Below are 24,281 nucleotides of genomic sequence, written 5' to 3' on the forward strand. Positions count from 1 at the left end.
GCTCACGCCTCCGGTGTCTTGCGCTTGTCGAGACGAAGGAGGCGCGCGAGCGGCGGCCAGATGCCGTGCGGCAGCGCCATAATCACCAGCAGCAGGCAGACGCCGTAGAACACGCGTTTGACGCCCGGAATATCGAGGCCATAGGCGGTCAGGAATTCCTGCAGCGCCTCGGCCAATCCTGTGATCAGGAATGCGCCGATGACCGGACCGAACAGCGTGCCGACGCCGCCGATGATCGGGCCGAGAATGATCTCGATGGAGCGCAGGATGTGGAAGGTCTGCTCGGGGAACAGATTGTTGTAGTAGAACGCATAGAACACGCCGGCCGGCGCCGTCATGCCTGACGAGATCGCAATCGCGATCATCTTGTAGCGGAAGGTGTTGATGCCGAGCGAGCGCGCCGCGACCTCGTCCTCGCGGATCGCCTGCCAGAAATAACCGACGCGGCTGCGGAGCAGCAGATGGCAGAGCACAAATGCCACCGCGGTGAGCGCCAGGATGACGTAATAGAACATCATCGGCTGGCCGCGCAGATTCCAGAGATCGTTGCGCGCGTAGTTCGACACCGGCAGGAACAGGCCCGACGAGCCGGAGACCCAGCCGAAATGATCGAAGCCGACGCGGGCGAACTCGCAGAACGCAATCGTCAGGATCGCGAAATAGACACCGGCGACGCCGAAGCGGAACGCGAGAAAGCCGATGATCATGCCGGCTGCGACCGCAATGGCGATCGCGATCGGCATGCCGAGCCACGGCCCGATGCCGAAATGCACATAGAGCGCCGCGCCCGTGTAGGCGCCGAGACCGACATAGAGCGCGTGGCCGAGCGAGAGCTGCCCGGCGAAGCCCATCATCACGTTCCAGGCGATGCCGGTGTAGGCGAAGTACAGAATGACAATCAGGACCGTGAGCAGATAGTCGTTGGCAAACCACGGCGCCGCGATCAGGCCTGCCAGCACCAAGGCCAGAAGAACAAGCGCATGCCGCGGCACATCACGGAGGAGCAGCCCCATCATGACGGCTTCTTCCCCAGGATGCCCTGCGGCCGGAACAGCAGCACCAGCACCAGGATCGCGAAGGAGAACATGCTCTTGGCCGATGGCGTGAAGAACAGCCCGGCCATCGCTTCGGTGAGGCCGATCAGCACGCCGCCAAGAAGCGCGCCCGGCATCGAGCCGAGCCCGCCGGTGATGACGACGATAAACGCGAGCAACGTCATCGCAGGCCCGAGCGGCGGCGTGACGTCGACGATCAACACGATGATCGCGCCGGCCGCGCCGACGCAGGCGAGGCCCAGTCCGAAGGACAACGCGTAAAGCTTTTTCACATCGAGCCCGACCACCAGCGCGCCGGTGTAGTTGTCGGCACAGGCCCTGATCGCCTTGCCGACCGGCGCGAAGCGGAAGAAGGCAAACAGCGCCGCCGCGACCAGCAACGCCGCGATGCCGGCATAGAGCTTGGTGGCGTCGACGATCACCGGTCCGAGCGCGAAGCTGTCATAGGCGTAGGACGTCTGCACGCTCTGCGCATCGGGCCCGAACACGATCAGGAGGCCGTTGACGATGATCACGGCCATCGCCAGCAGCAGCATGAACTGGCTGTGCTCCGGCCGGCCGATGAACGGATTGATCAGCGTCATCTGCACGATGTAGCCGGCGACAAACATCAGCGCGGCCAGCGGCAGCATCATCAGCAGCGGATCGAGGTGAAACTGCGCGAACAGCACGACCGCGAGGTACATCGCGATCGTCATAATCTCGCCATGGGCGAAATTGACCACGCGCACGACGCCGAAGATCACCGACAGGCCGAGCGCCATCAGCCCATAGACCAGGCCGGTCAGAAGCCCGCTGATTGCAACGTTGAGGTAGATCTCTGCCGGCACCAATCGAGCCCAATCGAGCTTATGCGTGGATATGCGCGCCCCCGTAGCGCACATGGCCGCCGGACATGAACCGGCTCCGGCACAGCCGTCATGCTATGCGGGAGCCGGACAATCAAGAGCGGCCGTCAGCTCCTTTTGTCGTAGGGCTTCAGCGGCCACTCAACCTTCGCGTTGGCCGCGGCCTTCGGCGCCACGGTGACGAGCTTGCCGCCGCGGTTCTGAATGGCGGAGTTTTTCAGCTTGTCGTTCTGACCCTTGGCGTTGAACTGGATGCCCGGCCCGGTGCTGACATTGTCGGTGATGTTGGTTGAGCGGATCGCGTCGGCGAGCGCATGCGGATCGGTCGACTTGGCGCGCTTGTAGGCGTCGGCCGCGACCAGCAGCGCCTCGAACGTATAGACGTGGTTGGTGTTGAGGTTGACGCCCGGGAATTTCTTTCCGAGTTCGCCTTCGAGCCGCTTGGTCAGCTTCTTGGTCGGATCGTACCAGGGCACGAAGCTCAGCGGCCCGTCGGACAGCTTGCCGAGCGTCTTGAAGTACTGGTCCTCGTACCAGCCGGGTCCCATGCTCAGGATCGCCATCGGCGACCAGCGCTGCTTGACCAGTTCGCGCGTCAAGAGGATCGCGTCGTTGAGGCGGCTCACGACCAGAAGCCCTTCGGCGCCGCTCGCCTTGGCCTTGGTCACCTCGACCGACAGATCGCGTGCCGTCGGATCGTAGGTGATCTGCTCGATGATCTTGTACGGCATGTCGAACTTCGGCAGCACGTTCGGGATCGCATTGAGCATCGAGGTGCCGAAGGTGTCGTTGCAGCACAGAAACGCGACCGACTTCGGCGCCGAGCCGGTCGCCGCGAAAATCTCCTTCTGGTTGGTGAAGGCGTCGGCCAGGATCACCGGTCCGGTCGGGAAGTTGCGGAACACGAACTTGTAGCCCTGCTCGGTGATCGGCGGGGCCGCCGCGATGTTGATGACGAAGGGAATGCCCTTCTGCTCCGCCACCTGGGCGATCGCCGAGCTCTGTCCGGAGTCGAAGGCCCCGACCAGAAGCTGCGCGCCGTCGGCGATCAGTTTCTCGGCGCGCGCCCGCGCCACCTCGACGTTGGTCTCGGTGTCGGCGTTCATGATCTGAAGCTCGGGCAGGCCGAGCTCCTTGAAGATCGGCGCCGCGAGCTCGACGCCGCGGAAGCAGTCCTGGCCTATTCCAGCCTGAGCGCCCGAGCGCGGCAGCAGCACGCCGACCTTCAGCGCGCCGCCTTGCGCCCGAAGAATGGCCGGAGACGCGACCAGCGAGGCAGCGGCGGCGCCGGCCGTGAAGGCGCGGCGGGTGATGGAGTTTCCGCCAAGTGCGGAATCCTGAAACGGCTTGCGGCTCATCCTGGCTCTCCCCTCTGGTGCGGAAGCCTCGCGGCATCCGACGCTTCGTCCGCATTGTTCTTATGTCGGAGCCCGCTATGCAATGGCTCACGGCCGGCAGGCGGCAACGACGTGCGGACCACGATATTGTTGCTCACGACAACAATTCCCGTCAACATGAAAGCAAGAGCCGCGCTGCGATACGACGCCGCGCGGAGCCGGGAGTGCGTGCCATGGCCGGTCGGACGGCAGCGGTGAAGAAATCGGAATTGTCGGCCGCCAAGCCTGCCTTGAATGGCAGGCCCGCTGCGAATGGCAAGGCTGCCCCTGCCCCCGGTGGCGAAAAGGTGCTGAACCTCGGCGTGCTCGACGGCCACCTCGGCTACTTCCTGCGCCGGGTTCAAGTCTGGGTGTTTCAGGATTTCATCAAGACCCTCGCCGGCCTTGATCTGCGCCCGGCACAATATTCGGTGCTGGCGGTGATCGGCGCCAACCGCGGCCTGTCCCAGGCGGACGTGGCGCAGTTTCTGGGCATCGAGCGTGCCCGCTTGGTGCGGCTGCTCCACCGGCTGGAGAAGCGTGGACTGACGCAGCGGCTCGACTCGCCGAACGACCGCCGCTCGCACGCCTTGCAGCTGACCTCGGCGGGACAGGCCCTGCTCAAACGCGCCACGACGCTCGCCGAGTTGCACGAAGCGAACCTGACGCAGCGGCTCGGCACCACCAATCATGCACGGATCATGGAAGCGCTGCGCGGCTTCGACGCGCGCCGCTGACGATTGAAAAGCCGGAAGGGTTGAAGAGTGCTGCGGGCGGACGGAATTCCGCCCCCTCATCTCGCCTCATGGAAAGATAGCGCTCCGCCATTGAGCTAGGCCCGCGTCCCGCCTGCGCAACGCCTTGGCACGGAGGCTGCACCACCTCGGTCGATCAAGCGGGGCGTGCAATTGGTAAACGGCAATGAAACCGGATTTTGCGCGGGAAAAGCGGCCATTCTCACCATGCGACGCCGCTGCGGTCCCACACAGGGATTCTTGCCGGTCAGAATATGGAGCAGTCATGTTTCAATTTGAACCAGCACGGCTTGAAGAGCAGAGCACGGCCATCGACGCCGGGGACGGGCTTTTCCGTCAGGCCTCCGCGCACCGCGAGAACGCAAACATAGCCCAGGGCCAAGGCACGGCCGTCATTGTCTCCACCCGCGGCCGGCCCGACATCGTCCATTCGCTGGTGAAGCAGCTTGCCGAGCAGACCCGCCCGCCGGAGCACATTTTCATCGTCGCATCGACACCCGACGACGTCGCGCTGCTCGATCAGAGCCAGAAGAACCTGACGGTCCGCATCGGCCGTCCTGGCTCCACGTTCCAACGCAACGACGGCCTGCTTCTCGCAGGCTCGCATTACGCCAACATCGTCTTCTTCGACGACGATTTCGTCCCGTCGCGTTTCTGGCTCGAGCGCATGGCCCACATCTTCGAGACGCGGCCGGACGTTGCCGGCGTGACCGGCACCGTGCTCGCGGACGGCACGCGCACCGAAGGCATCGGGCTCGGCGACGCCAAGTCCATGGTTCATATCCATGACCTTGATCAAAACCACGGCGACACCCTGCACCAGCATTTCGCCTATGGCAGCAATGTCGGCTGCAACATGGCTTATCGCTATTCGGCGATCCGCGACATCGTGTTCGACGAGAAGCTGCCGCTTTACGCCTGGCATGAGGATTCCGATTTCCGCGGCCAGGTCGAGCGGCGCGGATTGTTCGTGAAGGCGGACGAGCTGTGGGGCGTGCATCTCGGCCACAAGAAGGGCCGCCACAACGGACTGACGCTGGGCTATTCGCAGATCGCCAACGCGGTTTATCTCGCCCGGAAGGGCACGGTGCCGGCGCGTTTTCTCTATGAGATCGCGACCAAGAACGTCATCGCAAACACGTTGCGCTCGCTCCGGCCGGAGCCCTATGTCGACCGCCGCGGCCGGCTGCACGGCAACCTGATCGCTCTCGCCGATCTGCTGCGAGGCCGCCTCGCCCCTGATCGCATCCTGGAACTCTGACGAGCAAGCCATCGCATGACTGTCGTCGAAGCGCCTGTCGAAGTGCCGTCATCCCTGTTCCAGCGGCTCACGCAGCTACTGATGTCGCAGCACAAGCTGGTCGCCATGCTCAAAAGCGCGGCGCAGGTGCTTGCGATCCGCGTGTTGGGCGCAGGCCTCACCTACGCATCGATGGTGCTGCTGGCGCGCTGGCTCGGCTCGCACAATTTCGGCATCTACGCCTACGTGCTTGTCATCGTCACGCTGCTGGGGCTCGCCTTCTCGGCCGGCTTCCAGTCGTCTGGCCTGCGCTTTGTCTCGAGCTATCTGGCGCGAAAGAGGCTTCACCGGCTGTCCGGCTTCCTGCTCCAGTCCCACAAGATCGTGCTGACCGTGAGCGTTCTCGGCTCAATGATGGGGATCGGCCTGGTCTTTGCGCTCCGGAACGTCATCGAGTCCTATTATGTCGTCCCGCTGCTGGTCGGATTGCTCTGCGTTCCGATCTGGACGCTGCTCAATCAGCTCGAAGCCACGGCGCGTGCCTTCGGCTGGGTGAACGTGGCCTACATTCCGGGCTATATCCTTCGTCCTTTCCTGATCATGAGCTTCGTCGGCGGGCTGGTGCTGTTCGGCGGCGCGGCTGACGCCGTCACGGCGCTCTGGGCCCTGATCGGGGCTTGCGCGGTTGCGGCGCTGGTGCAGGCGCTGCTGGTCTATTTCGGCGCCCGGCCGCATCTCGCCGGCACCAAGCCTGCGCGCCACACGCGCTATTGGGTCGGCATCTCGCTCAGCTTCCTGCTGATCGACGGCTTCCGCATGCTGCTCGACAACACCGACATCCTGTTGATCGGCCGTTTCCTCGATCCGCACAGCGTCGCGGTGTACTTCGCGGTGATCCGCACGAGCGGCCTCGTCGCCTTCGTGTCGTTCTCGGTGATTGCGCTCGCGGTGCCGAAGTTCGCCGAGATCCACAGCACCGGGACGACGCAGGAGCTGCAGAAGTTCGTGTCCAGCGTCGCGAAGATGATGTTCTGGCCTTCGCTGATGGCGGCGATCGCCATGGCGTGTGTCGGGCCGTTCCTGCTGTCGCTGTTCGGCGCGGATTTCAGCGCCGGCTATCCGACCATGCTGGTGGTTCTTTGCGGCCATGTGCTGCGCTCGGCCACGCTGCCGGTCGAATACCTGCTCAACATGACCGGGCACCACCGCGATACGATGCGGGTCTACGCCTTCGCGGCGGTGGCGAGCATCGTTCTGAACCTGCTGCTGATCCCGACACTGGGCATCACCGGCGCCGCCATCGGCACCTACACAGCGATGCTGGGCGGCAACGTGTGGCTCTATCGCCTGGTGCGCAAGCGCCTCGGCGTGGATGCCTGCGTGTTTCCGCTGATGCGAGCGACGGTCACCGCTTAGCGAAAAGCTCGAACCAAGCCGGTAGCGCCACAGCCCCTTCACCTCTCCCATGGGGAGAGGTCGGATCGCGAAAGCGATCCGGGTGAGGGGGTACGGTCTATCGATAGTGTGAGGCCCCCTCACCCCGATCCTCTCCCCGCTGGGAGAGGGAGTTCACCGCCGATGTTGCGACTAACCCGCCAGCAGCTTCTCCACCGCCGCGGCGATCGAGAACAGCTTCGCGTCCGAACCATTGCGCCCGACCAGCATCAGGCCGGTCGACAATCCGCCGTCGCGAGGCAGCGGCAGCGAGATGGCGCAAAGGTCGAAGAAGTTGATCATCGACGTGTTGCGAAGAAGCATCGCGTTCTTGCGGCCGAACTCGTCGGCGACGGCCATGTCGGCGGTCTTAGGCGCGACGATCGGCACCGTCGGCAGCACCAGCACGTCGAGGTTATCGAACCGTGCATCCATCGCCTGCACCAGCCGCCTGCGGCCGGTCGTCATGTCGATATAGTCATACGCCGGCACCGTGCCGCCGCGCTCGATCCGGGCGCGGATCATGGAGTCGATGCCGGCGCCGTCGCGCTTGAGCCGTTCGCGATGCAGCGCGAAGGCTTCGGTCGGCGAGAAGCCGCCCTTGGCGTTGAGCTGCGCCATCTCGTCGACCAGTCCGATGGTCTCGTCGGAGAACTTAACGCCGGCCTTGGTCAGACGTCCGACCGCCGCGGTCCACGATGCCGTGACCGTGCTGTCGGCGCCATCGAACGGCACGCCATGCCAGATGCCGAAGCGAAGCCCCGACAACGACGCCGGCTCGACCGCGGCGGGCTTCTGGCCCGCCATGATGGCATCGGCCAAGGCGCAATCGGCCACGCTTTTCGCCATGGGCCCGATGGAATCGAGCGTAAATGACAGCGGGAACGCGCCGTCGGTCGGCACCCGTTGCTTGCTCGGCTTCCAGCCGACGATGCCGCACAGCGCGGCCGGAATGCGGGTCGAGCCGCCGGTGTCGGTGCCGATCGCGATCTCGCACATGCCGTCGGCGACCGCGACGGCGCCGCCCGAGGTCGAGCCGCCTGGCACGCGTGCACGGTCGAACGGATTGCCCGGCGTACCGTAGTGCGGATTGGCGCCGACGCCCGAGAAGGCGAACTCGCTCATGTTGGTCTTGGCCGCGACCACCGCGCCTGCGGCTTTGAGCCGCGCGATCACCGGCGCATCGGTCTTGGCGACCAGGCCTTCGGAGACCAGCACCTTGGAGCCTGCCCGCGTCACTTCGCCCTTCACGTCGAACAGGTCTTTGATGCTGACGATCACGCCATCGAGCGGGCCGATCGGCTGGCCGGCCTTGGTGCGGGCATCGGCCGCATCCGCGGCGGCCTTCGCGCTGTCGGCATAGACCGTGAGACAGGCGCGGGCGCCCTCTCCTTTCGGATCGGCGATCCGGGCCAGGGCCTGTTCAAGACGGTCGCGCGACGACATTCTGCTCATATTGGTGAAGCCCTCTTCGGTTCCCGACGATGCATAGCATCAGCCGACCACGGTCTCTACTGCACCGCAGTAATGGCTAGCTGGACATTTGCGCCGAGCGGCCTGCACCTTTATGCGTATGGCTCTACAAAACCGTTCGGCTAAAATGCCGCAAACCTCATTCGGGAGGATAACAATGAAACGCTTCGCACTTTTGATGGGCGCCGCTCTGGCTCTGGCACTTTCAGGGCCTGCCTTCGCGCAGTCCCCCATCGTCATCAAGTTCAGCCACGTCGTCGCGCCCGACACGCCGAAGGGCAAGGGTTCGCTGAAGTTCAAGGAACTGGCCGAGAAGTACACCAACGGCAAGGTGTCGGTCGAAGTCTATCCGAACTCGCAGCTCTACAAGGACAACGAGGAGCTTCAGGCGCTCCAGCTCGGCTCGGTGCAGATGCTGGCGCCTTCGCTCGCCAAGTTCGGCCCGCTCGGCGTTCGCGAGTTCGAAGTGTTCGATCTGCCCTACATCCTGCCGGACAAGGCGGCGCTCCGCAAAGTCACCGACGGCCCGCTCGGCAAGAAGCTGCTCGGCCTGCTCGCGCCCAAGCAGATCACCGGCCTCGCCTACTGGGACAACGGCTTCAAGGACATGAGCGCCAACAAGAAGCTGCTCGTGCCGGCCGACTTCCGCGGCCTCAAGATGCGCATCCAGTCGTCGAAGGTGCTGGAGGCGCAGATGCGCGCGCTCGGCGCGATCCCGCAGGTGATGGCCTTCTCCGAGGTCTATCAGGCGCTCTCGACCGGCGTCGTCGACGGCACCGAGAACCCGCCGTCGAACGAATACACCCAGAAAATGCATGAGGTGCAGAAGTACACCATGCGCTCGCAGCACGGCTATGTCGGCTATGCGGTGATTACCAACAAGAAGTTCTGGGACGGCCTGCCGGCCGACATCCGCGCGAGCCTGGAAAAGGCCATGGCGGAAGCGACCACCTACACCAACGACATCGCGCAGAAGGAAAACGACGACGCGCTCGAAGCCATGCGCAAGTCCGGCAAGACCGAAATCGTCGAATTGACCGCCGACCAGAAGGCGCAGTGGCGCAAGGCGCTCGATCCCGTCTACACCGAGATGGCCTCGCGCGTCGGCAAGGACACCATCGCCGAATTCCAGAAAGAGGCTGGCGGCGGCGGCACCCACTGACGACAACCTGACCAGAGATTGCGGGCGCCGGTTGAACCGGCGCCCGTCCTGCAAAAGGCACCGCTCCCGTGGGCCGCTTCCTCCTCCGCATCCTCGACCGGCTTGAAGAAATCCTGATCGCCAGCCTGATGGCTGCGGCGACGCTGCTGATCTTTGTCGCGGTGGTCCATCGCTACGGCACCGGCGTGCCGTTCCTCTATCCCTATTTCATCCAGCTGCACATCTCCTGGGCCCAGGAGCTCTGCATCTACATGTTCGTCTGGATGGCGAAGTTCGGCGCCGCCTATGGCGTGCGCACCGGCATCCATGTCGGCGTCGACGTGCTGGTCAATTATCTCAGCCCCGCGCACCGGAAACCGGTGGTGCTGTTCTCGCTACTATGCGGGGTGCTGTTCACCGCGGTGATCGGCACCATGGGGTTGAAGTTCGTGATGGAGCTCTATGAGACCGGCCAGGTCACCGCCGATCTCGAGGCGCCGCGCTGGATCGTGTTCTCGGCCATTCCGGCCGGCTCCTACCTGATGTGCTTCCGCTTCCTGCAGGTCGCCTGGGCGTTCTGGAAGACCGGCGAGTTGCCGCACCACGACGAGAGCCGCGTCGAGGGCGTCGAGATCGACCAGACGCCGGACGCGCAGCCTCCCTCGCCTGCGGGGGCGGCGCGATGAATTCGCTGCTGATCTTCGGGCTGCTGATCTTCCTGATGCTGACCGGCATGCCGGTCTCGATCGCGCTCGGCCTCACGGTGCTGACCTTCCTGTTCACCATGACGCAGGTGCCGATCGAGGCGGTGGCGCTGAAGCTGTTCACCGGGATCGAGAACTTCGAGATCATGGCGATCCCGTTCTTCATCCTGGCCGGCAACTTCCTCACCCATGGCGGCGTGGCGCGGCGCATGATCGCCTTTGCCACCACCATGATCGGCCACTGGTATGGCGGGCTCGGCCTTGCCGGCGTGATGGCGTGCGCGCTGTTCGCCGCGATCTCCGGCTCCTCGCCCGCAACCGTCGTCGCCATCGGCGCGATCGTGATGCCGGCCATGGTGGCGCAGGGCTTTCCGAAGCGCTTCGGCGCCGGCGTGATCGCGACGTCGGGCGCGCTCGGCATCCTCATTCCGCCGTCGATCGTGATGGTGATCTATGCGGTCGCGACCGGCGGCAGCATCGCGCTCGATCCGGAAGGCAAGCGCGTGCTGTCGGCGTCGGTCGGCCAGTTGTTCATGGCGGGCGTCGTTCCGGGTCTGATGCTCGCGTCCATGCTCGGGGCGACGACGTTCTACCGCGCCTGGAAGAACGACTATCCGCGGATGCCGAAGGCGACCTGGGGCGAGTGCTTCAAGGCCTTCCGCGAGTCGATCTGGGGCCTGCTGCTGATCGTCATCGTGCTGGGCGGCATCTACACCGGCGCCTTCACGCCGACCGAGGCCGCCGCCGTCAGCGCCGTCTATGCCTTCGTCATCGCAGTGTTCGTCTACAAGGACATGACGCTCAAGGATGTGCCGCGCGTGCTGCTCGGCTCGGCCAACATGAGCGCGATGATCCTCTACATCGTCACCAACGCTGTGCTGTTCTCGTTCCTGATGACCAGCGAGCAGATCCCGCAGCGCATGATCAGCTGGGTCGCGTCGTCGGGATTCACCTGGATCGAGTTCCTGCTGTTCGTCAACATCCTGCTGCTGGTCGCCGGCAACGTGATGGAGCCGTCGTCGATCGTGCTGATCACCGCGCCGATTCTGTTTCCGGTCGCGGTCAGCCTCGGCATCAACCCGGTGCATCTCGGCATCCTGATGACCGTCAACATGGAGGTCGGGCTGTGCCATCCGCCGGTCGGCCTCAATCTTTATGTCGCCTCCGGCGTCGCCAAGATGGGCATCACCGAGCTCACCATCGCGGTGTGGCCGTGGCTGCTCACCATGCTGATCTTCCTGGTGATGGTAACCTACATCCCGGAGTTGTCGCTGTGGCTACCGCGGATGCTCGGCATGCTCTGACGCGCCACCAGTCTCGCGGCCGGATTTAGGCTGTGTACTCATAAACCCGGCGCGATGTCCGCGATTGTGAAGGTTTTCGGACGCCGGCCTCGGAGCATGCCGCGCCGCCGTCATCGGGCCGGTATCCGAAAACCTTCACAAACGCTGACGTAGATCATCAATCGCGCGCTGTCGGCTCAGTGCCCGAAAGCGGACATCATTCGATCAACTCTTCGGCCCCACACGATTAGCTGCTGTATCCTTCCGATGGCGTTCGTTGCCAGCCGGGCTGAATACGAACCGGAAAATAGGAGAGCCAGACGCCAGCCCCCAGGACGTCAAGCCGTCGACTTCACTTTTTTAGCCCACCCTCCCGGTGTTCGGCCGGTGCAAGTAAATCTTCTAGACGACGAACGACACCACCAATCCGCTCGTCGTCTCCGTCATCCTTCGCAAAGATTGCTGAATAGCACGGCGGCAACTTCGGCAGAAAACTGTTGCGCATTATATTTACGTCCGGCGGGATAGCTCGTTCGACAAAGGCACGGCATCCCATACCTGAACGGATGGCTTCGAAATGTGAGGCATGATCTGTTGCGGTGAATACAATATCGTATTTGGTTCCGGCTTGTTGGCATGCCCTGCGCGCGAGGTCGTCTTGAACACATCCGGGAAAACTTAGAAAAGGCAGTGGTGAACCAGGCGTTGGCTTGAAGTCGGCTGCGCAAACCCAAACCAAGGTCTCTTCCCACCATCTAGTTGCCTTCTCCGGTACGGACAAAGCAAAAGCGACCACGATATCTAGATGACCTGATGAAAAGCGCTTGGTGAGATTCGGAGAGGTGTCACTATAATAAGCGATGTCTTCTACGCCGTAACGACAGGCGTTGAATATCTGCCGAAGCAAGGTCCCCGCATACAAAGCGGGAATTCCGATTCGAAGTTGATTTCCATTCTTTCCACCCGCCGAAATTATTTGATCGTTGAGGGCGAGAATCCGATGCGCGTACTCAACGACGAAGCGACCCTTCTCCGTCAGGGTGGCGGTGCCTTTGACGAACAACGCTCCGCCGGACAGAAACTCTAAACGCTTAATCTGAGCGCTGATCGCCGACTGAGTGACGCTGAGAGCTACTGCGGCGGCGGTGAAGCTTCCCGCTTCAGTGATGGTGACAAGCGATCGAAGGGTTTCGATTGGTATGTTGTGCGGCTCGTGACGTCGTTGCACGCGATGTCCTGTTATATCGACAGCCCGTGTCAGCCCGATGCTCCGCATCGACCATGCGAGGCACGTTCGAACACATTTTTTTGCATGTGCGATGCGTCGACTTCCATGGGGTATGCCCGGCATCGCTGCTCGACGCTGCTGATCGATGCTTGGTTAGGCAACCCAGTTTAGAGTGAGCTAATCACTTCTTATCTGCAACTCGTTACATGACTTTTTCCACTACTGCATCAAATGACGTACCTGCCAATCTGCTTCAGTCTCTATCTCTACCGCGCTCGCAACTTAGTCGAGCGGTTCTTCAAAAAGATCAAGCACTGTCGTCGGATCGTTACGCGCTACGACAAGCTCGCGGCGAACTACCTCGCTTTCGTCCAGCTTGCATCAATCCGGCTGTGACTGCGCGTTAATGAGTCCACGTCCTAGCCCGCCTGGAGTTTGGCCGTGCGGATGACCTTGGCCCACTTCTCGGTTTCGACCGCCATGAACTTTCCAAAGCCGGCGGGAGTCGCCGGCATCGGGTCCACCCCGAGATCTGCGAGTCGCGCTTTCAAATTGGCATCGCCCAAGGCAGCATTGATCTCGCCGTTGAGCTTGTCGACGATGGCCGCAGGCGTGTCCTTGGGAGCACAGATGCCGTACCACTGGCTCCCGTCATAGCCCGGCACGGATTCACCGATGGCGGGGACGTCCGGCATGGCCGCGGCGCGAGCCGCCGTCGTCACCGCGAGTGCGCGCAGCTTGCCCGCGTTGATCAGGGTGATGGACGCCGCAATGGTGCCGAACACGACCTGCGTTTGTCCGCCGATCAGATCGGTGATGTAGCCGCCGCGACTCGGAACGTGAACCAGCTCGATGCCGGTTTCCATTTTGAAGAGCTCGCCGAAGACATGCGAGACGGACCCGTTGCCGGACGATCCCATGTTGAGCTTGCCCGGGTTGGCCTTGGCATAGGCGATGAACTCCGGAACCGTTTTGGCGGGAACCGACGGATTGATCATCATCACATAGGGGCCGCCGCCGATACTGGCGACCGGCGTGAGATCTCGTAGAAAATCGAAATCGGGTTTTCGGTAAAGCGTCGCGTTGAACGCGCCCGACAGTCCGTTCAGCAACAGCGTGTAGCCGTCCGGGGCCGCGTGCGCGACCGCTTCGGTGCCGATGGTGCCGCCGGCCCCGGTCCGGTTTTCGATCACGAACCCCTGGCCAAGCCGCTCCGTCAGCGATTGTCCGATCAGGCGCCCGACCGTGTCGGTCGCCTGGCCCGGCGGAAACGGAACGACGAGGCGCGCCGGCCGCGTCGGGTAGCTCTGCGCCCACGCGGATCGCGACAGTGCCGGCAGCGAGAGCCCGGCCGCCGCGAGATGAAGGAAATTCCGGCGCGAAGGTTTCATGAGCGTCCCATCCCTGATCGTTTTGCAGGATGCTAGCCGAACCGCTCCGCAACGGGAAAGAGGTATAACGGGAATTTACCAGCGCGCGGCCTCGCGCCCTCCACTTCCATGACAAAATTCCCCATAGTGCGACGGCCTGATTTCGAAGGAGATGCGCGTGGACGAGAATCCGATCCTGGTCGAGAGGCGTGATGGATACCGCGTGGTCACACTCAACCGCCCGCAGCGGCTCAACGCCTTCACGGTCCCGATGCATCAGGCCTTGGCAGCCGCGATCGCCGAGGCGGAGAACGACAAAAGCTGCCGCGCGCTGCTTTTCACCGGCTCGGGCCGCGCGTTTTGCTCGGGTCAGGATTTGAACGAGCGCGTGCTGCCGTCCGGCGAAGTCGTGGTGCCGGGCGAAGGGCTGAAGAAATATTTCAACCCGCTGATCCTGAAAATTCGTGCGCTGCCGTTTCCGGTCGTGTGCGCCGTCAACGGCATCGCGGCCGGCGCGGGCCTCAACGTGGCGCTGGCCTGCGACGTGGTGCTCGCGGCGCGGTCCGCGACCTTCACGCAGGTGTTCGCGCGCATCGGTCTGGTTCCCGATGCCGGCGGCACGTGGCTGTTGCCGCGGCTCGTCGGGCAAGCGCGGGCGCGCGGCCTGGCGCTGCTCGCCGAGCCGCTCACCGCCGAGAAGGCCGAGCAATGGGGCCTGATCTGGAAGGCGATCGACGACGCGACGCTGATGATCGAGGCCGAGAAGCTTTGCGCGGAATTCGCACGCGGCCCGACCGTGGCCTACGATCTCATCAAGCGCGCGCTCGACGCCGCCGAAGGCAACGATCTGGCTGCGCAGCTCGATCTTGAAGCCAGGCTGCAGCGCGAGGCCGGCAGCACGCAGGATTACAAAGGCGCGGTGCACGCGTTCCTCGACAAGCGCAAGCCGGCGTTCACGGGCGAACGCTAGGCGAGCCTGACACGCAGGCGCTTGCAACAGCGGTCTTCTTATTATTTTCACTTTGCATTCTCGCAAATCACGTTTAGACGCGATTCTGCCTCGTTCACTGAGGGCGTCATCTAGAGACGTCTATTTGGCGGAGCGGGTTGTGGCGCCTGCAGGCGTGGCTCGTGACCACGTCCCAGGGTGTGAGGTCATCGTCCGTCCCCGATGAGGGGGCCGCCTTCAGTGGCAGGGCGCGGTCGGGTGAAAGCGGGCGCAAATGCCCCCTGGAGCATGGTGGGTGAGAGCCCAGCCGGTCCGATCGAATCTCGAACGGTGGCCTCGCAATAAATCGCCACAAGTGGAGCGCCGGGAGGCGAGCGGGCTTCGCAAAGCCCGCGGCACCTCCCAAGGTGCCGACGACCACGTAGCGCCAACCGGCGCTCCGCGCCCTCACGCATGTGAGGGACGAGGAAGAACAGAGGCGCTGGCCCCGCGCCTGCTTTGAAGGGGCCGATGAATCACGCCTGTACCAATGCTGAGACGACGCGCGCGAGCGCGGGCTGTTTGACATGTGAATCAGTGATCCCCACCCCTGGCCCTCAGGTGGTGTCATTGCCGGGCTTGACCCGGCAATCCATGAGCGGCTGCGGCGAAGGCAGTCGTACGAGCGCGCATCGTTGCGTCACCGTATGGACTCCCGGGTCAAGCCCGGGGGTGACGACCGCCTTTGGTGATGGAAATGTGGTCCACGAACCGTCCGAGTGACGAAGTTTGGATCACGCCGAAGCTAAACACCCAACCCGCCCTTCTGCTCGATGAAGCTCGCGATCTCCGCAACACCATCACCCGAGCGCAGATTGGTCATCACGAACGGCCGTGCGCCGCGCATCTTCCTGGCGTCGCGCTGCATCACCTCGAGCGAGGCGCCTACATATGGCGCGAGATCGGTCTTGTTGATCACCAGCAAATCCGAGCGCGTGATGCCGGGCCCGCCCTTCGACGGAATCTTGTCGCCGGCCGCAACGTCGATGACATAGATCGTGAGATCGGCAAGCTCCGGCGAGAACGTCGCGGCGAGATTGTCGCCGCCGGACTCGATCAGCACCAGATCGAGATCGGGAAACTTCTTTCGCATCTCCGACACCGCGGCGAGATTGATCGACGCGTCCTCGCGGATCGCGGTGTGCGGGCAGCCGCCGGTCTCAACACCGGCGATGCGATCGGGCGCAAGCGCGCCGGAGCGCACCAGATATTCGGCGTCCCACTTCGTATAGATGTCGTTGGTGATGGCGGCGATCTCGAACCGCTCGCGCAGCCGCTTGCACAGCGCATCCATCAGCGCGGTCTTGCCGGAGCCGACCGGGCCGCCGACACCGACGCGCAAGGGACCATTCAAGGACTTCGTCATGAGCGAAACAGCCTCGTGTATTGGGTTTCATGCAACAGGCTTGCCAGATCGGCCCGGAACGCGGCGCTGCCGACTTGATCGAGTGGCGTGGCAAGCGCCTTCAGGGCGGTGGCTTCGACCACGGGCTCGAGCGCGGCCAGAACCCGCTGGCCGTCGCTCTGGCCGAGCGGAATGAGCCGGACGCCCGCCGAAATCAGGTTCGCGGTTACGGCATGGAGATAGGCATGGAGTGCTGCCTCCAGCGCGATGCCGTGCCCGGCGGCGATCGCGCCGACCGCCACAGGATAGGCCACTGGCCCATCCCAGGCCGCGGCGAGCCGTTCCAGCGCGTCGCACGGCCAAGCCGCTTTCGTTGCCGCGATGAAAGCCGCACCCTGCGCGGTCGTCTCCAGATGACGCTCTTTCGACGGCGCAAACGCCGCGGCCAGTTCGGCGACGGCGCGCAGCGCGTCGTCCCCGCTGTCAGCCAATGACCGATAGGCATGCACGAAGAACACCGCGTCACAAAAGCCGCCGCCCTCGCCGATCACCACCGCGAGCCAGCGCTTGAGGCTTGCGGCATCCTTGATGTCGCCCGTCTCCACGGCCCACTCGATACCGCTGGAATAGGAGAAGGCGCCGACCGGATAGGACGGCGACAGCCAGGCCATCAAGCGGTACAGCGCGGCAGAGTTCGCGGGTCGATCAGTCATGGCGACCGTGACCATGCGGCGCGGCGGGTTCCGGATCGAACGGTGCGTCGATCGTTGTCACCTTCGCGCCGAGCCCCGCGACCATTTCTTCCAACACGTGATCGCGACGGATGCGCAAGCGCGCGCCTGCGATCTGCACATCGGTGTGACGATTGCCGAGGTGCCAGGCGAGCCGGACGAATTCCAACGGCGTGCGCGCTGCGATCTCGGCGAGCGGCTCGGCTTGCCCGGTCACCAGCACGATGCCGCCGTCGTCGAGCATGATGCCGTCGCCGTCGCGCAACGCGACCACCTCGTCGAGGTCGAGCAGGAAGTCGGTGCCGCGCTGGCCGTGAAGCCGGATGCGCCGGCGATGCCGGTCGGAGGCTTCGAGCACGACGACGTCGGCGGCGCTCGCCGGGTCCCAGAAGCCCGCGCGGCGGACCGCCCAGCCGCGCTTCACGGATGCCGAATCAGCGCCCATATGACTTGGAATTCAGCCCGGAGATCATCATATCGCAGCCTAGCACGGCGTGTGGCGGTGCCGGACCGACACAATTCGAGCAAAAACAACCGTTTGTTACTGCATCCACCTTCGGATGGGTTGACCCTCCACCCGCACCGGGTAGGAATGACCGCCCCGCAATTCCCAGTTCAATCATCCTGGAACAGCCATGATTCTGCGTGCCTTTCGTTCTGCTTGCGCGGCACTTTGTTTGGCGCTTGGCGCGATCTCGGCGGCGCAGGCGGCCGAGCCGACCGGCACGTGGCTGACCCAGAACGGCGACGCGCATATCCGCATCGCCAAGTGCGGCACCGGCATGTGCGGTACGATCGTGTGGCTGAGAGACCCGGTCGATCCGACGACGGGCGAAGCGCCGATCGACATGCGGAACCCCGATCCGAGCAAGCGCGGCCGCAAGGTCATGGGGCTGCGCATCTTCGCCATGACGCCGGACAACAACGGCGCCTACAGCGGACCGATCTACAGCACCGACGACGGGAATACCTATCCGGCCAAGATCACGTTGCGCCCTGACGAATATCTTGAAATCCAAGGGTGCTCCGGCTCGGTTTGCGGCAAGGAATTGTGGCGCAAGGTCGAGTAGCACGCAGGCTCCGCGTCAGAACAGGAAGTAGCGCTGCGCCATTGGCAGCACCTCGGCCGGCGCGCAGGTGAGCAACTCGCCATCGGCTGTCACCTCGTAGGTCTCCGGATCGACTTTGATGTCCGGCATGGCGCCGTTGTGCACCATGCTTTTCTTGCCGATGTCGCGGGTATGCTCGACGGCGACGAGCTTTTTCTCGACGCCGAGCTTGTCGCCAAGCTTGCCTCGCACCGCGGCCTTCGACACGAACACCAGCGATGACGCCGTGAGCGCCTTGCCGAAAGCGCCGAACATCGGCCGGTAGTGCACCGGCTGCGGCGTCGGGATCGAGGCGTTCGGATCGCCCATCGGCGCCGCGACGATCGAGCCGCCCTTGATGATGCAGTCGGGCTTCACGCCGAAGAACGCCGGCGACCACAGCACGAGGTCAGCGAGCTTGCCCTTCTCGATGGAGCCGATGTGCTTCGACACGCCGTGCGCGATGGCCGGGTTGATGGTGTATTTGGCGATGTAGCGCCTGACCCGGACGTTGTCGTTGTCGCCCTTCTCTTCCTTCAGCGGGCCGCGCTGCTTCTTCATCTTGTCCGCGGTCTGCCAGGTGCGGATGATCACCTCGCCGAGCCGGCCCATCGCCTGCGAGTCCGATGACATCATCGACAGCGCGCCGATATCGTGGAGAATGTCTTCCGCCGCGATGGTTTCCTTGCGGATGCGGCTCTCGGCGAACGCCAGGTCTTCCGCGATCGACGGATCGAGATGGTGGCACACCATCAGCATGTCGAGATGCTCGTCGATGGTGTTGCGGGTGAACGGCCGCGTCGGATTGGTCGACGACGGTAGCACGTTCTTCAAGCCCGCGACCTTGATGATGTCAGGCGCGTGTCCGCCGCCCGCGCCTTCGGTGTGAAAGGCATGGATGGTGCGGCCCTTGAACGCCTTGATGGTGTCCTCGACGAAGCCGCTTTCATTCAATGTGTCGGTGTGGATCATCACCTGCACGTCGTGACCCTCGGCAACCGACAGGCAGCAGTCGATCGCGGCGGGCGTCGTGCCCCAATCCTCGTGCAGCTTGAGCGCGCAGGCGCCGGCCTTGACCATCTCTTCCAGCGCGCCGGGGAGCGATGCGTTGCCCTTGCCGGCGAAGCCGAGATTGACCGGGAACGCATCCGCCGCCTGGATCATGCGCGCGATGTGCCACGGCCCCGGCGTGCAGGTGGTCGCGAAGGTGCCGTGGGCCGGCCCGGTGCCGCCGCCGAGCAGCGACGTGACGCCCGACATCAGCGCGTCGTCGACCTGCTGCGGACAGATGAAATGGATGTGCGTGTCGAAGCCGCCGGCGGTGAGGATTTTTCCTTCGCCCGCGATCACCTCGGTGCCTGGACCGATGATGATGGTCACGCCCGGCTGGATATCCGGATTGCCGGCCTTGCCGATCGAATGGATGTGGCCGTCTTTCAAACCGACATCGGCTTTGACGATGCCCCAATGATCGACGATCAGCGCGTTGGTGATCACGGTGTCGACCGCGCCGCGCTTGTTGGTGATCTGCGACTGGCCCATGCCGTCGCGGATCACCTTGCCGCCGCCGAACTTCACCTCTTCGCCGTAAGTGGTGAAATCCTTCTCGACCTCGATGAAAAGATCCGTGTCAGCAAGCCTGACCCGATCGCCCGTGGTGGGGCCGAACATGTCGACGTAAGCACGACGCTCGATCTTGAAAGACATGATGTTTTAGCCCTCGTCCCCAATCTTATGCACCGGCCCTGTGCGCAACGCGCTTTTCGTTGCACCCAACACAGCGAAGCGTATCCTCAAACCCAGATCACTCGCGAATGGCTCCGCCAGACACGAGGATCACCAAGACCAGACGGACCTCGGTGCTGATCCTGCTACCAGCGTCGCGCCAAGGCGCCGGTCTGATCCTGGTTTCCCAGCAGCGGGTAGCAGCGCTGTGAACGTGACGGGTGGGCGCAAGCCCGCCCGTCATGCGTTTTGCGGCATGCATCATCACAGCTTGCCCATGACGTCCTGGCGGAAGCCATAGATCGTCCGCTTGCCCGCGAGCGCCACCAGCGTAACGTCGCGCGACTGGCCCGGCTCGAAGCGCACTGCAGTGCCGGCCGGAATGTTAAGCCGCATGCCGCGCGCCTTCTTGCGGTCGAACTTCAGCGCCGGATTGGTTTCGAAGAAATGGTAGTGCGAGCCGACCTGAATGGGACGATCGCCGGTGTTGGCGACCGTCAGCGTCAGAGTCTTGCGACCCTTGTTCAGCTCGATGTCGCCGTCCTTGATGAGCATTTCGCCGGGGATCATGCGCGTGGCCTCATCGAATGGGTTCGTGCACGGTGACGAGCTTGGTGCCGTCGGGAAACGTCGCCTCGACCTGGATGTCATGGATCATCTCGGGAATCCCTTCCATGCACTGATCGCGGCGCAAGACGCCCGCGCCCGCGGCCATCAGCTCGGCGACGGTGCGGCCGTCGCGCGCGCCTTCGAGGATGAAGTCGGTGATCAGCGCTATGGCCTCGGGATGATTGAGCTTGACGCCGCGATCGAGCCGTTTGCGCGCCACGATGGCGGCCATGGCGATCAACAGCTTGTCTTTCTCGCGCGGCGTCAGATTCATCGATCAGTCCCCGGAACGCACTTCAGTTGAGCCACAGCCGCGGCAACGCGCCGGCAAAAGCGCCGGCCACGGCTGCCAGATCGCGGCGCAAGCTTGCGCCATCCTTGGCGCAGAGCCGCGCCACAGCAAGACCGTTCCAGGCCGACACGCCGACTTCGCCGCAGAAGGTTTGCGCGCGGACGCGATCGACCGCGGCCTCGTCGCCAGGCACGGACAGCACCGTTGCGATGGCAACCCCGCCACCGGTCACGGCGGGCTCATTGAGCCGCTTCGCAATCGCTCCTTCGAGCCGCACGGTTTCGGCGAAGACCAGCCGTCCGCCGCGGCGCACGCGCCAGCAATCGGTGAAGGCGCCTTCCTCCATGGCCTCGCCCATCGCGGTGCGGCCGAATACGACCGCCTCGGCCATCAGCAATGTCGCTTTGTCGTCGAGTTCGACCTCGATCCGGCGCGACAGCCGTGCGCGGTCGAACAGGATCGTCTCCTGCGGCAGCCAGTTGAGCCGCGCATTCGCCGCGGCGGTGAGCTTCACGGCGATTTCCGCGTCCGGCTCGATCGCGCGATAGACCTTCTCGGCCGCAGCCGTGGTCACGGTCAGCGATGCGCCCTCGCCGGCCGACATTTCGAGGTCGTGGCGATCGCCGCCGGCGATGCCGCCCGCCGTGTTAACGATCATCGCCTCAAGCGTATTGCCCGAGACGTTGGGAAAGCGCACGCGCAGCGGGCCGTCCTCGTAGACCTCGCGGCGGCGCGTCACGCCGCCTTGCGCGGCAACAGACAGCGCGATGCGGCCCGCGGCGCGGTTGGCCGCAAATACCTCGCGCGAAGCCGCTGCGTGCGCCACCATCTGATCCTCAGATCGCCAGCGCCTTCTTCAGCGCGGACTCGTCCATCGCGGCGCGCCAGGTGCTGTAGACGACGGCGCCGCGATCCATCACCTCGAAACGGTCGCCCAGTTCGCTCGCGAAGTCCAGATATTGCTCCACCAGCACGATGGCAATCTTGCCGAGCGAGCGCAGATAGGTGATGGCGCGGCCGATATCCTTGATGATCGATGGCTGAATGCCTTCGGTCGGCTCGTCGAGCAGGAGAAGCCTCGGCCGCATCACCAGCGCGCGGCCGATGGCGAGTTGCTGCTGCTGGCCGCCCGACAGGTCGCCGCCGCGCCGGTGCAGCATGTCCTTGAGCACCGGGAACAGGCTGTACACGTCGTCGGGAATGTCGCGGTCGCCGCGCTTGAGCGGCGCAAATCCGGTCTTGAGGTTTTCTTCAACCGTGAGCAGCGAAAAAATCTCGCGGCCCTGCGGCACATAAGCGATCCCGCGCCGCGCGCGCTCATAAGGCTTGAGCTTGGTGATATCCTCGCCTTCCCAGATGATGGAACCACCGCTCACCGGCTGCTGGCCGGCCAGAGCGTCGAGCAGGCTGGTCTTGCCGACGCCGTTTCGCCCCAGCACGCAGGTCACCTCGCCGACCTCGGCATGCAGGGACACGCCACGCAAAGCCTGCGCCGCGCCGTAGTGCAAGTCGACGGATTTGACCTCAAGCATCGTTAGCCCCCGGTCATTCCGGGGCGCGCCGAAGGCGCGAACCCGGAATCCAGATACACAGGAAGTCTTTGCTTGTCTGGATTCCGGGTTCGCTCGCTACGCGAGCGCCCCGGAATGACTCGTTGAGAGAACTTTGCATTATCGTCCCAGATAAACTTCGATGACGCGCTCGTTCGACGACACCTGATCGATGGTGCCCTCGGCGATCGCGGTGCCTTCGTGCAGGCACGTGACCTTGACGCCAAGCTCGCGCACGAAGGTCATGTCGTGCTCGACCACGATCACGCTCTTGTCGCGGTTGATTTCCTTCAGCAATTCGGCGGTCTGCCGCGTCTCGTGATCCGTCATGCCGGCAACCGGCTCGTCGACCAGGAGCAGCTTCGGCTCCTGCGCCAGCAGCATGCCGATCTCGAGCCACTGTTTCTGGCCGTGCGCCAAGCTGCCGGCCGGGCGAGACCGCTCCGTCTTGAGACGAATGGTGTCGAGGATCCGGTTGATCCGCGTCATCTCGTCCGCCGTCTCGCGCCAGCGCATGGTGGCGCGCGGCCGCCGGTCGTTCTTCAGCGCCAGCAGCAAGTTGTCCTCGACGGTGTGCATTTCGAACACGGTCGGCTTCTGGAACTTGCGGCCGATGCCGAGCGTCGCGATCTCGGTCTCGTCGAGTGTCGAGAGGTCATGAGCGCCGCCTTCGAAAAAGACATCGCCGTCGTCGGGCCGCGTCTTGCCGGTGACGACGTCCATCATGGTGGTCTTGCCGGCGCCGTTCGGGCCTATGATGGCGCGCATCTCGCCGGGCTCGACCGCGAGCGACAGGTTGTTCAGGGCGCGGAAGCCGTCGAACGACACGTTGACGCCGCTGAGATAGAGCAAGGATGTGGTTTTCGGCTCCATCGTCTACTCCGCGGCTCGGGGCTGAGGCTCGGTGGCCGGTGCCGACTCGGTTGCTGGCGCTGGCTCGGATTTGGCGGCCGCCGCAGCCTTGCGGCGCGCTGCGAGCCACTGCCAGGTGCCGACGATGCCGCGCGGCAGTAGGAGCGTGACCGCAATGAACAGCCCGCCCAGCATGAACAGCCAGTACGGCGCGAGCACGCCTGACGTGAAGGTCGTCTTGGCGTAGTTGACCAGGATGGCCCCGAGAACCGCGCCCGTCAGCGTGCCGCGACCGCCGACCGCGACCCAGATCACGGCCTCGATCGAATTGCCCGGCGAGAACTCGCTCGGATTGATGATGCCGACCTGCGGCACGTAAAGCGCGCCGGCAACGCCAGCCATGCAGGCCGACAGCGTGAACACGAACAGCTTGTAGGATTCAGCCCGGTAGCCGAGGAAGCGCGTGCGCGCCTCGGCGTCGCGGATCGCGACCAGCACCTTGCCGAACTTCGAGGTCACGAGCGCCCGGCAAATGAGGAAGCAGACGCCGATCGCGACGCATGAGACCGCAAACAACGCGGCGCGCGTCGTCTGCGCCTGCACGTTGAAGCCCAGAATATCCTTGAAGTCGGTCAGGCCGTTGTTGCCGCCGAAGCCGAAGTCATTGCGGAAGAAGCCGAGCAACAGGGCAAACGTCAACGCCTGGGTGATGATCGACAGATACACGCCGGTGACGCGGCTGCGGAACGCGAACCAGCCGAACACGAAGGCCAGCACGCCCGGCACGGCAACGACCATCAAAAGCGCGTATGGAAAATGCTGGAAGCCGTACCAGAAGACCGGCAGTTCTTTCCAGTTCAGGAACACCATGAAGTCCGGCAGGATCGGATTGGCGTAGACGCCACGGGTGCCGATCTGCCGCATCAGATACATGCCCATGGCATAGCCGCCGAGCGCGAAGAACGCGCCGTGGCCGAGCGATAGGATGCCGACATACCCCCAGATCAGATCGATCGAGAGCGCCAGCAGCCCGTAACAGACATATTTGCCGAACAGCGCCACCAGATAGGTCGGCACGTGGAATGCCGACGACTCCGGGAATGCCAGATTGAGAAACGGCACCAACACCGCAAAGGCCGCCAGGATGACAATAAAAATCCAGGAGCCTCTGTCGAGAATGCGATGGCTGATCAT

At 63.9% G+C, this 24,281-nt stretch carries 24 protein-coding genes and 1 pseudogene; 9 read left to right on the forward strand and 16 right to left on the reverse strand.

Features of this window, described 5'->3' with window-relative positions:
* Positions 1-2: 2 nt before the first annotated feature.
* The 3 genes from RHPLAN_RS27505 to RHPLAN_RS27515 all read right to left on the reverse strand — a co-directional run bounded on the left by RHPLAN_RS27505 (position 3) and on the right by RHPLAN_RS27515 (position 3,261).
* Positions 3-1,016: a branched-chain amino acid ABC transporter permease gene (locus RHPLAN_RS27505; RefSeq protein WP_198164520.1), complete on the reverse strand. Its 1,014-nt coding sequence runs from the start codon at positions 1,014-1,016 to the stop codon at positions 3-5.
* Entirely contained in the window at positions 1,013-1,885 is an 873-nt protein-coding gene (locus RHPLAN_RS27510) for a branched-chain amino acid ABC transporter permease (RefSeq protein ID WP_068031922.1), read from the reverse strand. The genes RHPLAN_RS27505 and RHPLAN_RS27510 overlap by 4 nt, the downstream gene beginning before the upstream one ends.
* 125 nt (positions 1,886-2,010) lie before the next feature.
* The gene (locus RHPLAN_RS27515) at positions 2,011-3,261 is read right to left on the reverse strand and encodes an ABC transporter substrate-binding protein (RefSeq protein ID WP_068024956.1); all 1,251 of its coding nucleotides are present in this window, start codon (positions 3,259-3,261) and stop codon (positions 2,011-2,013) included.
* Between the two features lie 77 nt (positions 3,262-3,338).
* On the opposite strand from RHPLAN_RS27515, the gene RHPLAN_RS27520 reads away from it, so the two are divergent.
* From RHPLAN_RS27520 to RHPLAN_RS27530, 3 genes are all read left to right on the forward strand, one after another.
* Positions 3,339-4,016 (forward strand): MarR family winged helix-turn-helix transcriptional regulator, encoded by a 678-nt coding sequence (locus tag RHPLAN_RS27520; protein WP_198164521.1) that lies wholly within the window; start codon positions 3,339-3,341, stop codon positions 4,014-4,016.
* A 283-nt stretch (positions 4,017-4,299) separates the two neighbouring features.
* The gene (locus RHPLAN_RS27525; RefSeq protein WP_084245637.1) at positions 4,300-5,295 is read left to right on the forward strand and encodes a glycosyltransferase family 2 protein; all 996 of its coding nucleotides are present in this window, start codon (positions 4,300-4,302) and stop codon (positions 5,293-5,295) included.
* A 15-nt stretch (positions 5,296-5,310) separates the two neighbouring features.
* Positions 5,311-6,690, forward strand: coding sequence for an oligosaccharide flippase family protein (locus RHPLAN_RS27530; protein ID WP_068024959.1), 1,380 nt, complete (start codon positions 5,311-5,313; stop codon positions 6,688-6,690).
* 171 nt (positions 6,691-6,861) lie between these two features.
* Here RHPLAN_RS27530 and RHPLAN_RS27535 read toward each other — a convergent pair whose 3' ends face one another.
* On the reverse strand, positions 6,862-8,163 hold the full coding sequence (locus tag RHPLAN_RS27535) for an amidase (RefSeq protein WP_084245639.1): 1,302 nt from the start codon (positions 8,161-8,163) through the stop codon (positions 6,862-6,864).
* Between the two features lie 175 nt (positions 8,164-8,338).
* On the opposite strand from RHPLAN_RS27535, the gene RHPLAN_RS27540 reads away from it, so the two are divergent.
* The 3 genes from RHPLAN_RS27540 to RHPLAN_RS27550 all read left to right on the forward strand — a co-directional run bounded on the left by RHPLAN_RS27540 (position 8,339) and on the right by RHPLAN_RS27550 (position 11,330).
* Positions 8,339-9,343, forward strand: a complete 1,005-nt coding sequence (locus RHPLAN_RS27540) for a TRAP transporter substrate-binding protein (protein WP_068024965.1) — start codon at positions 8,339-8,341, stop codon at positions 9,341-9,343.
* Positions 9,344-9,471: 128 nt separating this feature from the next.
* Positions 9,472-10,008 (forward strand): TRAP transporter small permease, encoded by a 537-nt coding sequence (locus RHPLAN_RS27545; protein ID WP_068031929.1) that lies wholly within the window; start codon positions 9,472-9,474, stop codon positions 10,006-10,008.
* On the forward strand, positions 10,005-11,330 hold the full coding sequence (locus RHPLAN_RS27550; protein ID WP_068024968.1) for a TRAP transporter large permease: 1,326 nt from the start codon (positions 10,005-10,007) through the stop codon (positions 11,328-11,330). Before RHPLAN_RS27545 ends, RHPLAN_RS27550 begins: the two co-directional genes overlap by 4 nt.
* A 331-nt stretch (positions 11,331-11,661) precedes the next feature.
* Here the strand turns inward: RHPLAN_RS27550 and RHPLAN_RS38585 are convergent, their stop codons facing one another.
* A complete protein-coding gene (locus tag RHPLAN_RS38585) occupies positions 11,662-12,537 on the reverse strand; it encodes a LysR family transcriptional regulator (protein WP_198164522.1) in 876 nt (291 codons plus the stop codon).
* Positions 12,538-12,789: 252 nt separating this feature from the next.
* On the opposite strand from RHPLAN_RS38585, the pseudogene RHPLAN_RS38590 reads away from it, so the two are divergent.
* Positions 12,790-12,933: pseudogene (locus RHPLAN_RS38590) on the forward strand (IS5/IS1182 family transposase); the annotation flags it as partial.
* Between the two features lie 23 nt (positions 12,934-12,956).
* Here the strand turns inward: RHPLAN_RS38590 and RHPLAN_RS27555 are convergent.
* A complete protein-coding gene (locus RHPLAN_RS27555) occupies positions 12,957-13,928 on the reverse strand; it encodes a Bug family tripartite tricarboxylate transporter substrate binding protein (RefSeq protein ID WP_068024970.1) in 972 nt (323 codons plus the stop codon).
* A gap of 157 nt (positions 13,929-14,085) precedes the next feature.
* On the opposite strand from RHPLAN_RS27555, the gene RHPLAN_RS27560 reads away from it, so the two are divergent.
* Complete coding sequence (locus RHPLAN_RS27560; protein ID WP_068031932.1) at positions 14,086-14,877, forward strand: enoyl-CoA hydratase-related protein; 792 nt, start codon at positions 14,086-14,088, stop codon at positions 14,875-14,877.
* A 763-nt stretch (positions 14,878-15,640) separates the two neighbouring features.
* Here RHPLAN_RS27560 and ureG read toward each other — a convergent pair.
* From ureG to RHPLAN_RS27575, 3 genes are read right to left on the reverse strand one after another with little or no spacing between them, the layout of a single operon-like run.
* On the reverse strand, positions 15,641-16,261 hold the full coding sequence (gene ureG, locus RHPLAN_RS27565) for an urease accessory protein UreG (RefSeq protein WP_068024972.1): 621 nt from the start codon (positions 16,259-16,261) through the stop codon (positions 15,641-15,643).
* Entirely contained in the window at positions 16,258-16,968 is a 711-nt protein-coding gene (locus tag RHPLAN_RS27570; protein ID WP_068024976.1) for an urease accessory protein UreF, read from the reverse strand. Before RHPLAN_RS27570 ends, ureG begins: the two co-directional genes overlap by 4 nt.
* Positions 16,946-17,416, reverse strand: coding sequence for an urease accessory protein UreE (locus RHPLAN_RS27575; protein ID WP_068024980.1), 471 nt, complete (start codon positions 17,414-17,416; stop codon positions 16,946-16,948). The genes RHPLAN_RS27570 and RHPLAN_RS27575 overlap by 23 nt, the downstream gene beginning before the upstream one ends.
* A gap of 190 nt (positions 17,417-17,606) precedes the next feature.
* On the opposite strand from RHPLAN_RS27575, the gene RHPLAN_RS27580 reads away from it, so the two are divergent.
* Complete coding sequence (locus RHPLAN_RS27580; RefSeq protein ID WP_084245643.1) at positions 17,607-18,041, forward strand: DUF2147 domain-containing protein; 435 nt, start codon at positions 17,607-17,609, stop codon at positions 18,039-18,041.
* A 15-nt stretch (positions 18,042-18,056) separates the two neighbouring features.
* Here RHPLAN_RS27580 and ureC read toward each other — a convergent pair whose 3' ends face one another.
* The 7 genes from ureC to urtC all read right to left on the reverse strand — a co-directional run bounded on the left by ureC (position 18,057) and on the right by urtC (position 24,281).
* Positions 18,057-19,766: an urease subunit alpha gene (gene ureC / locus RHPLAN_RS27585; RefSeq protein ID WP_068024986.1), complete on the reverse strand. Its 1,710-nt coding sequence runs from the start codon at positions 19,764-19,766 to the stop codon at positions 18,057-18,059.
* A gap of 282 nt (positions 19,767-20,048) precedes the next feature.
* On the reverse strand, positions 20,049-20,354 hold the full coding sequence (locus RHPLAN_RS27590) for an urease subunit beta (protein WP_068024989.1): 306 nt from the start codon (positions 20,352-20,354) through the stop codon (positions 20,049-20,051).
* Between the two features lie 10 nt (positions 20,355-20,364).
* Positions 20,365-20,667: an urease subunit gamma gene (locus tag RHPLAN_RS27595; RefSeq protein ID WP_068024992.1), complete on the reverse strand. Its 303-nt coding sequence runs from the start codon at positions 20,665-20,667 to the stop codon at positions 20,365-20,367.
* Between the two features lie 22 nt (positions 20,668-20,689).
* Positions 20,690-21,514: an urease accessory protein UreD gene (locus RHPLAN_RS27600; RefSeq protein ID WP_068024996.1), complete on the reverse strand. Its 825-nt coding sequence runs from the start codon at positions 21,512-21,514 to the stop codon at positions 20,690-20,692.
* Positions 21,515-21,521: 7 nt separating this feature from the next.
* A complete protein-coding gene (gene urtE / locus RHPLAN_RS27605) occupies positions 21,522-22,217 on the reverse strand; it encodes an urea ABC transporter ATP-binding subunit UrtE (protein ID WP_068024999.1) in 696 nt (231 codons plus the stop codon).
* Positions 22,218-22,355: 138 nt separating this feature from the next.
* Positions 22,356-23,108: an urea ABC transporter ATP-binding protein UrtD gene (gene urtD, locus RHPLAN_RS27610; protein ID WP_068025002.1), complete on the reverse strand. Its 753-nt coding sequence runs from the start codon at positions 23,106-23,108 to the stop codon at positions 22,356-22,358.
* 3 nt (positions 23,109-23,111) lie between these two features.
* Positions 23,112-24,281 (reverse strand): urea ABC transporter permease subunit UrtC, encoded by a 1,170-nt coding sequence (gene urtC, locus RHPLAN_RS27615; RefSeq protein WP_068025003.1) that lies wholly within the window; start codon positions 24,279-24,281, stop codon positions 23,112-23,114.

It is taken from the genome of Rhodoplanes sp. Z2-YC6860 (assembly GCF_001579845.1).
GTDB lineage: Bacteria > Pseudomonadota > Alphaproteobacteria > Rhizobiales > Xanthobacteraceae > Z2-YC6860.

Coding starts and splice junctions, on each gene's coding strand:
- RHPLAN_RS27505 (WP_198164520.1), bottom strand. CDS start 1,016: ATGATGGGGCTGCTCCTCCGTGATGTGCCGCGGCATGCGCTTGTTCTT.
- RHPLAN_RS27515 (WP_068024956.1), bottom strand. CDS start 3,261: ATGAGCCGCAAGCCGTTTCAGGATTCCGCACTTGGCGGAAACTCCATC.
- RHPLAN_RS27520 (WP_198164521.1), top strand. CDS start 3,339: ATGCAATGGCTCACGGCCGGCAGGCGGCAACGACGTGCGGACCACGAT.
- RHPLAN_RS27525 (WP_084245637.1), top strand. CDS start 4,300: ATGTTTCAATTTGAACCAGCACGGCTTGAAGAGCAGAGCACGGCCATC.
- RHPLAN_RS27530 (WP_068024959.1), top strand. CDS start 5,311: ATGACTGTCGTCGAAGCGCCTGTCGAAGTGCCGTCATCCCTGTTCCAG.
- RHPLAN_RS27535 (WP_084245639.1), bottom strand. CDS start 8,163: ATGAGCAGAATGTCGTCGCGCGACCGTCTTGAACAGGCCCTGGCCCGG.
- RHPLAN_RS27540 (WP_068024965.1), top strand. CDS start 8,339: ATGAAACGCTTCGCACTTTTGATGGGCGCCGCTCTGGCTCTGGCACTT.
- RHPLAN_RS27545 (WP_068031929.1), top strand. CDS start 9,472: ATGGCTGCGGCGACGCTGCTGATCTTTGTCGCGGTGGTCCATCGCTAC.
- RHPLAN_RS27550 (WP_068024968.1), top strand. CDS start 10,005: ATGAATTCGCTGCTGATCTTCGGGCTGCTGATCTTCCTGATGCTGACC.
- RHPLAN_RS27555 (WP_068024970.1), bottom strand. CDS start 13,928: ATGAAACCTTCGCGCCGGAATTTCCTTCATCTCGCGGCGGCCGGGCTC.
- ureG (WP_068024972.1), bottom strand. CDS start 16,261: ATGACGAAGTCCTTGAATGGTCCCTTGCGCGTCGGTGTCGGCGGCCCG.
- RHPLAN_RS27570 (WP_068024976.1), bottom strand. CDS start 16,968: ATGGTCACGGTCGCCATGACTGATCGACCCGCGAACTCTGCCGCGCTG.
- RHPLAN_RS27575 (WP_068024980.1), bottom strand. CDS start 17,416: ATGGGCGCTGATTCGGCATCCGTGAAGCGCGGCTGGGCGGTCCGCCGC.
- RHPLAN_RS27580 (WP_084245643.1), top strand. CDS start 17,607: ATGATTCTGCGTGCCTTTCGTTCTGCTTGCGCGGCACTTTGTTTGGCG.
- ureC (WP_068024986.1), bottom strand. CDS start 19,766: ATGTCTTTCAAGATCGAGCGTCGTGCTTACGTCGACATGTTCGGCCCC.
- RHPLAN_RS27590 (WP_068024989.1), bottom strand. CDS start 20,354: ATGATCCCCGGCGAAATGCTCATCAAGGACGGCGACATCGAGCTGAAC.
- RHPLAN_RS27595 (WP_068024992.1), bottom strand. CDS start 20,667: ATGAATCTGACGCCGCGCGAGAAAGACAAGCTGTTGATCGCCATGGCC.
- RHPLAN_RS27600 (WP_068024996.1), bottom strand. CDS start 21,514: ATGGTGGCGCACGCAGCGGCTTCGCGCGAGGTATTTGCGGCCAACCGC.
- urtE (WP_068024999.1), bottom strand. CDS start 22,217: ATGCTTGAGGTCAAATCCGTCGACTTGCACTACGGCGCGGCGCAGGCT.
- urtD (WP_068025002.1), bottom strand. CDS start 23,108: ATGGAGCCGAAAACCACATCCTTGCTCTATCTCAGCGGCGTCAACGTG.
- urtC (WP_068025003.1), bottom strand. CDS start 24,281: ATGATCAGCCATCGCATTCTCGACAGAGGCTCCTGGATTTTTATTGTC.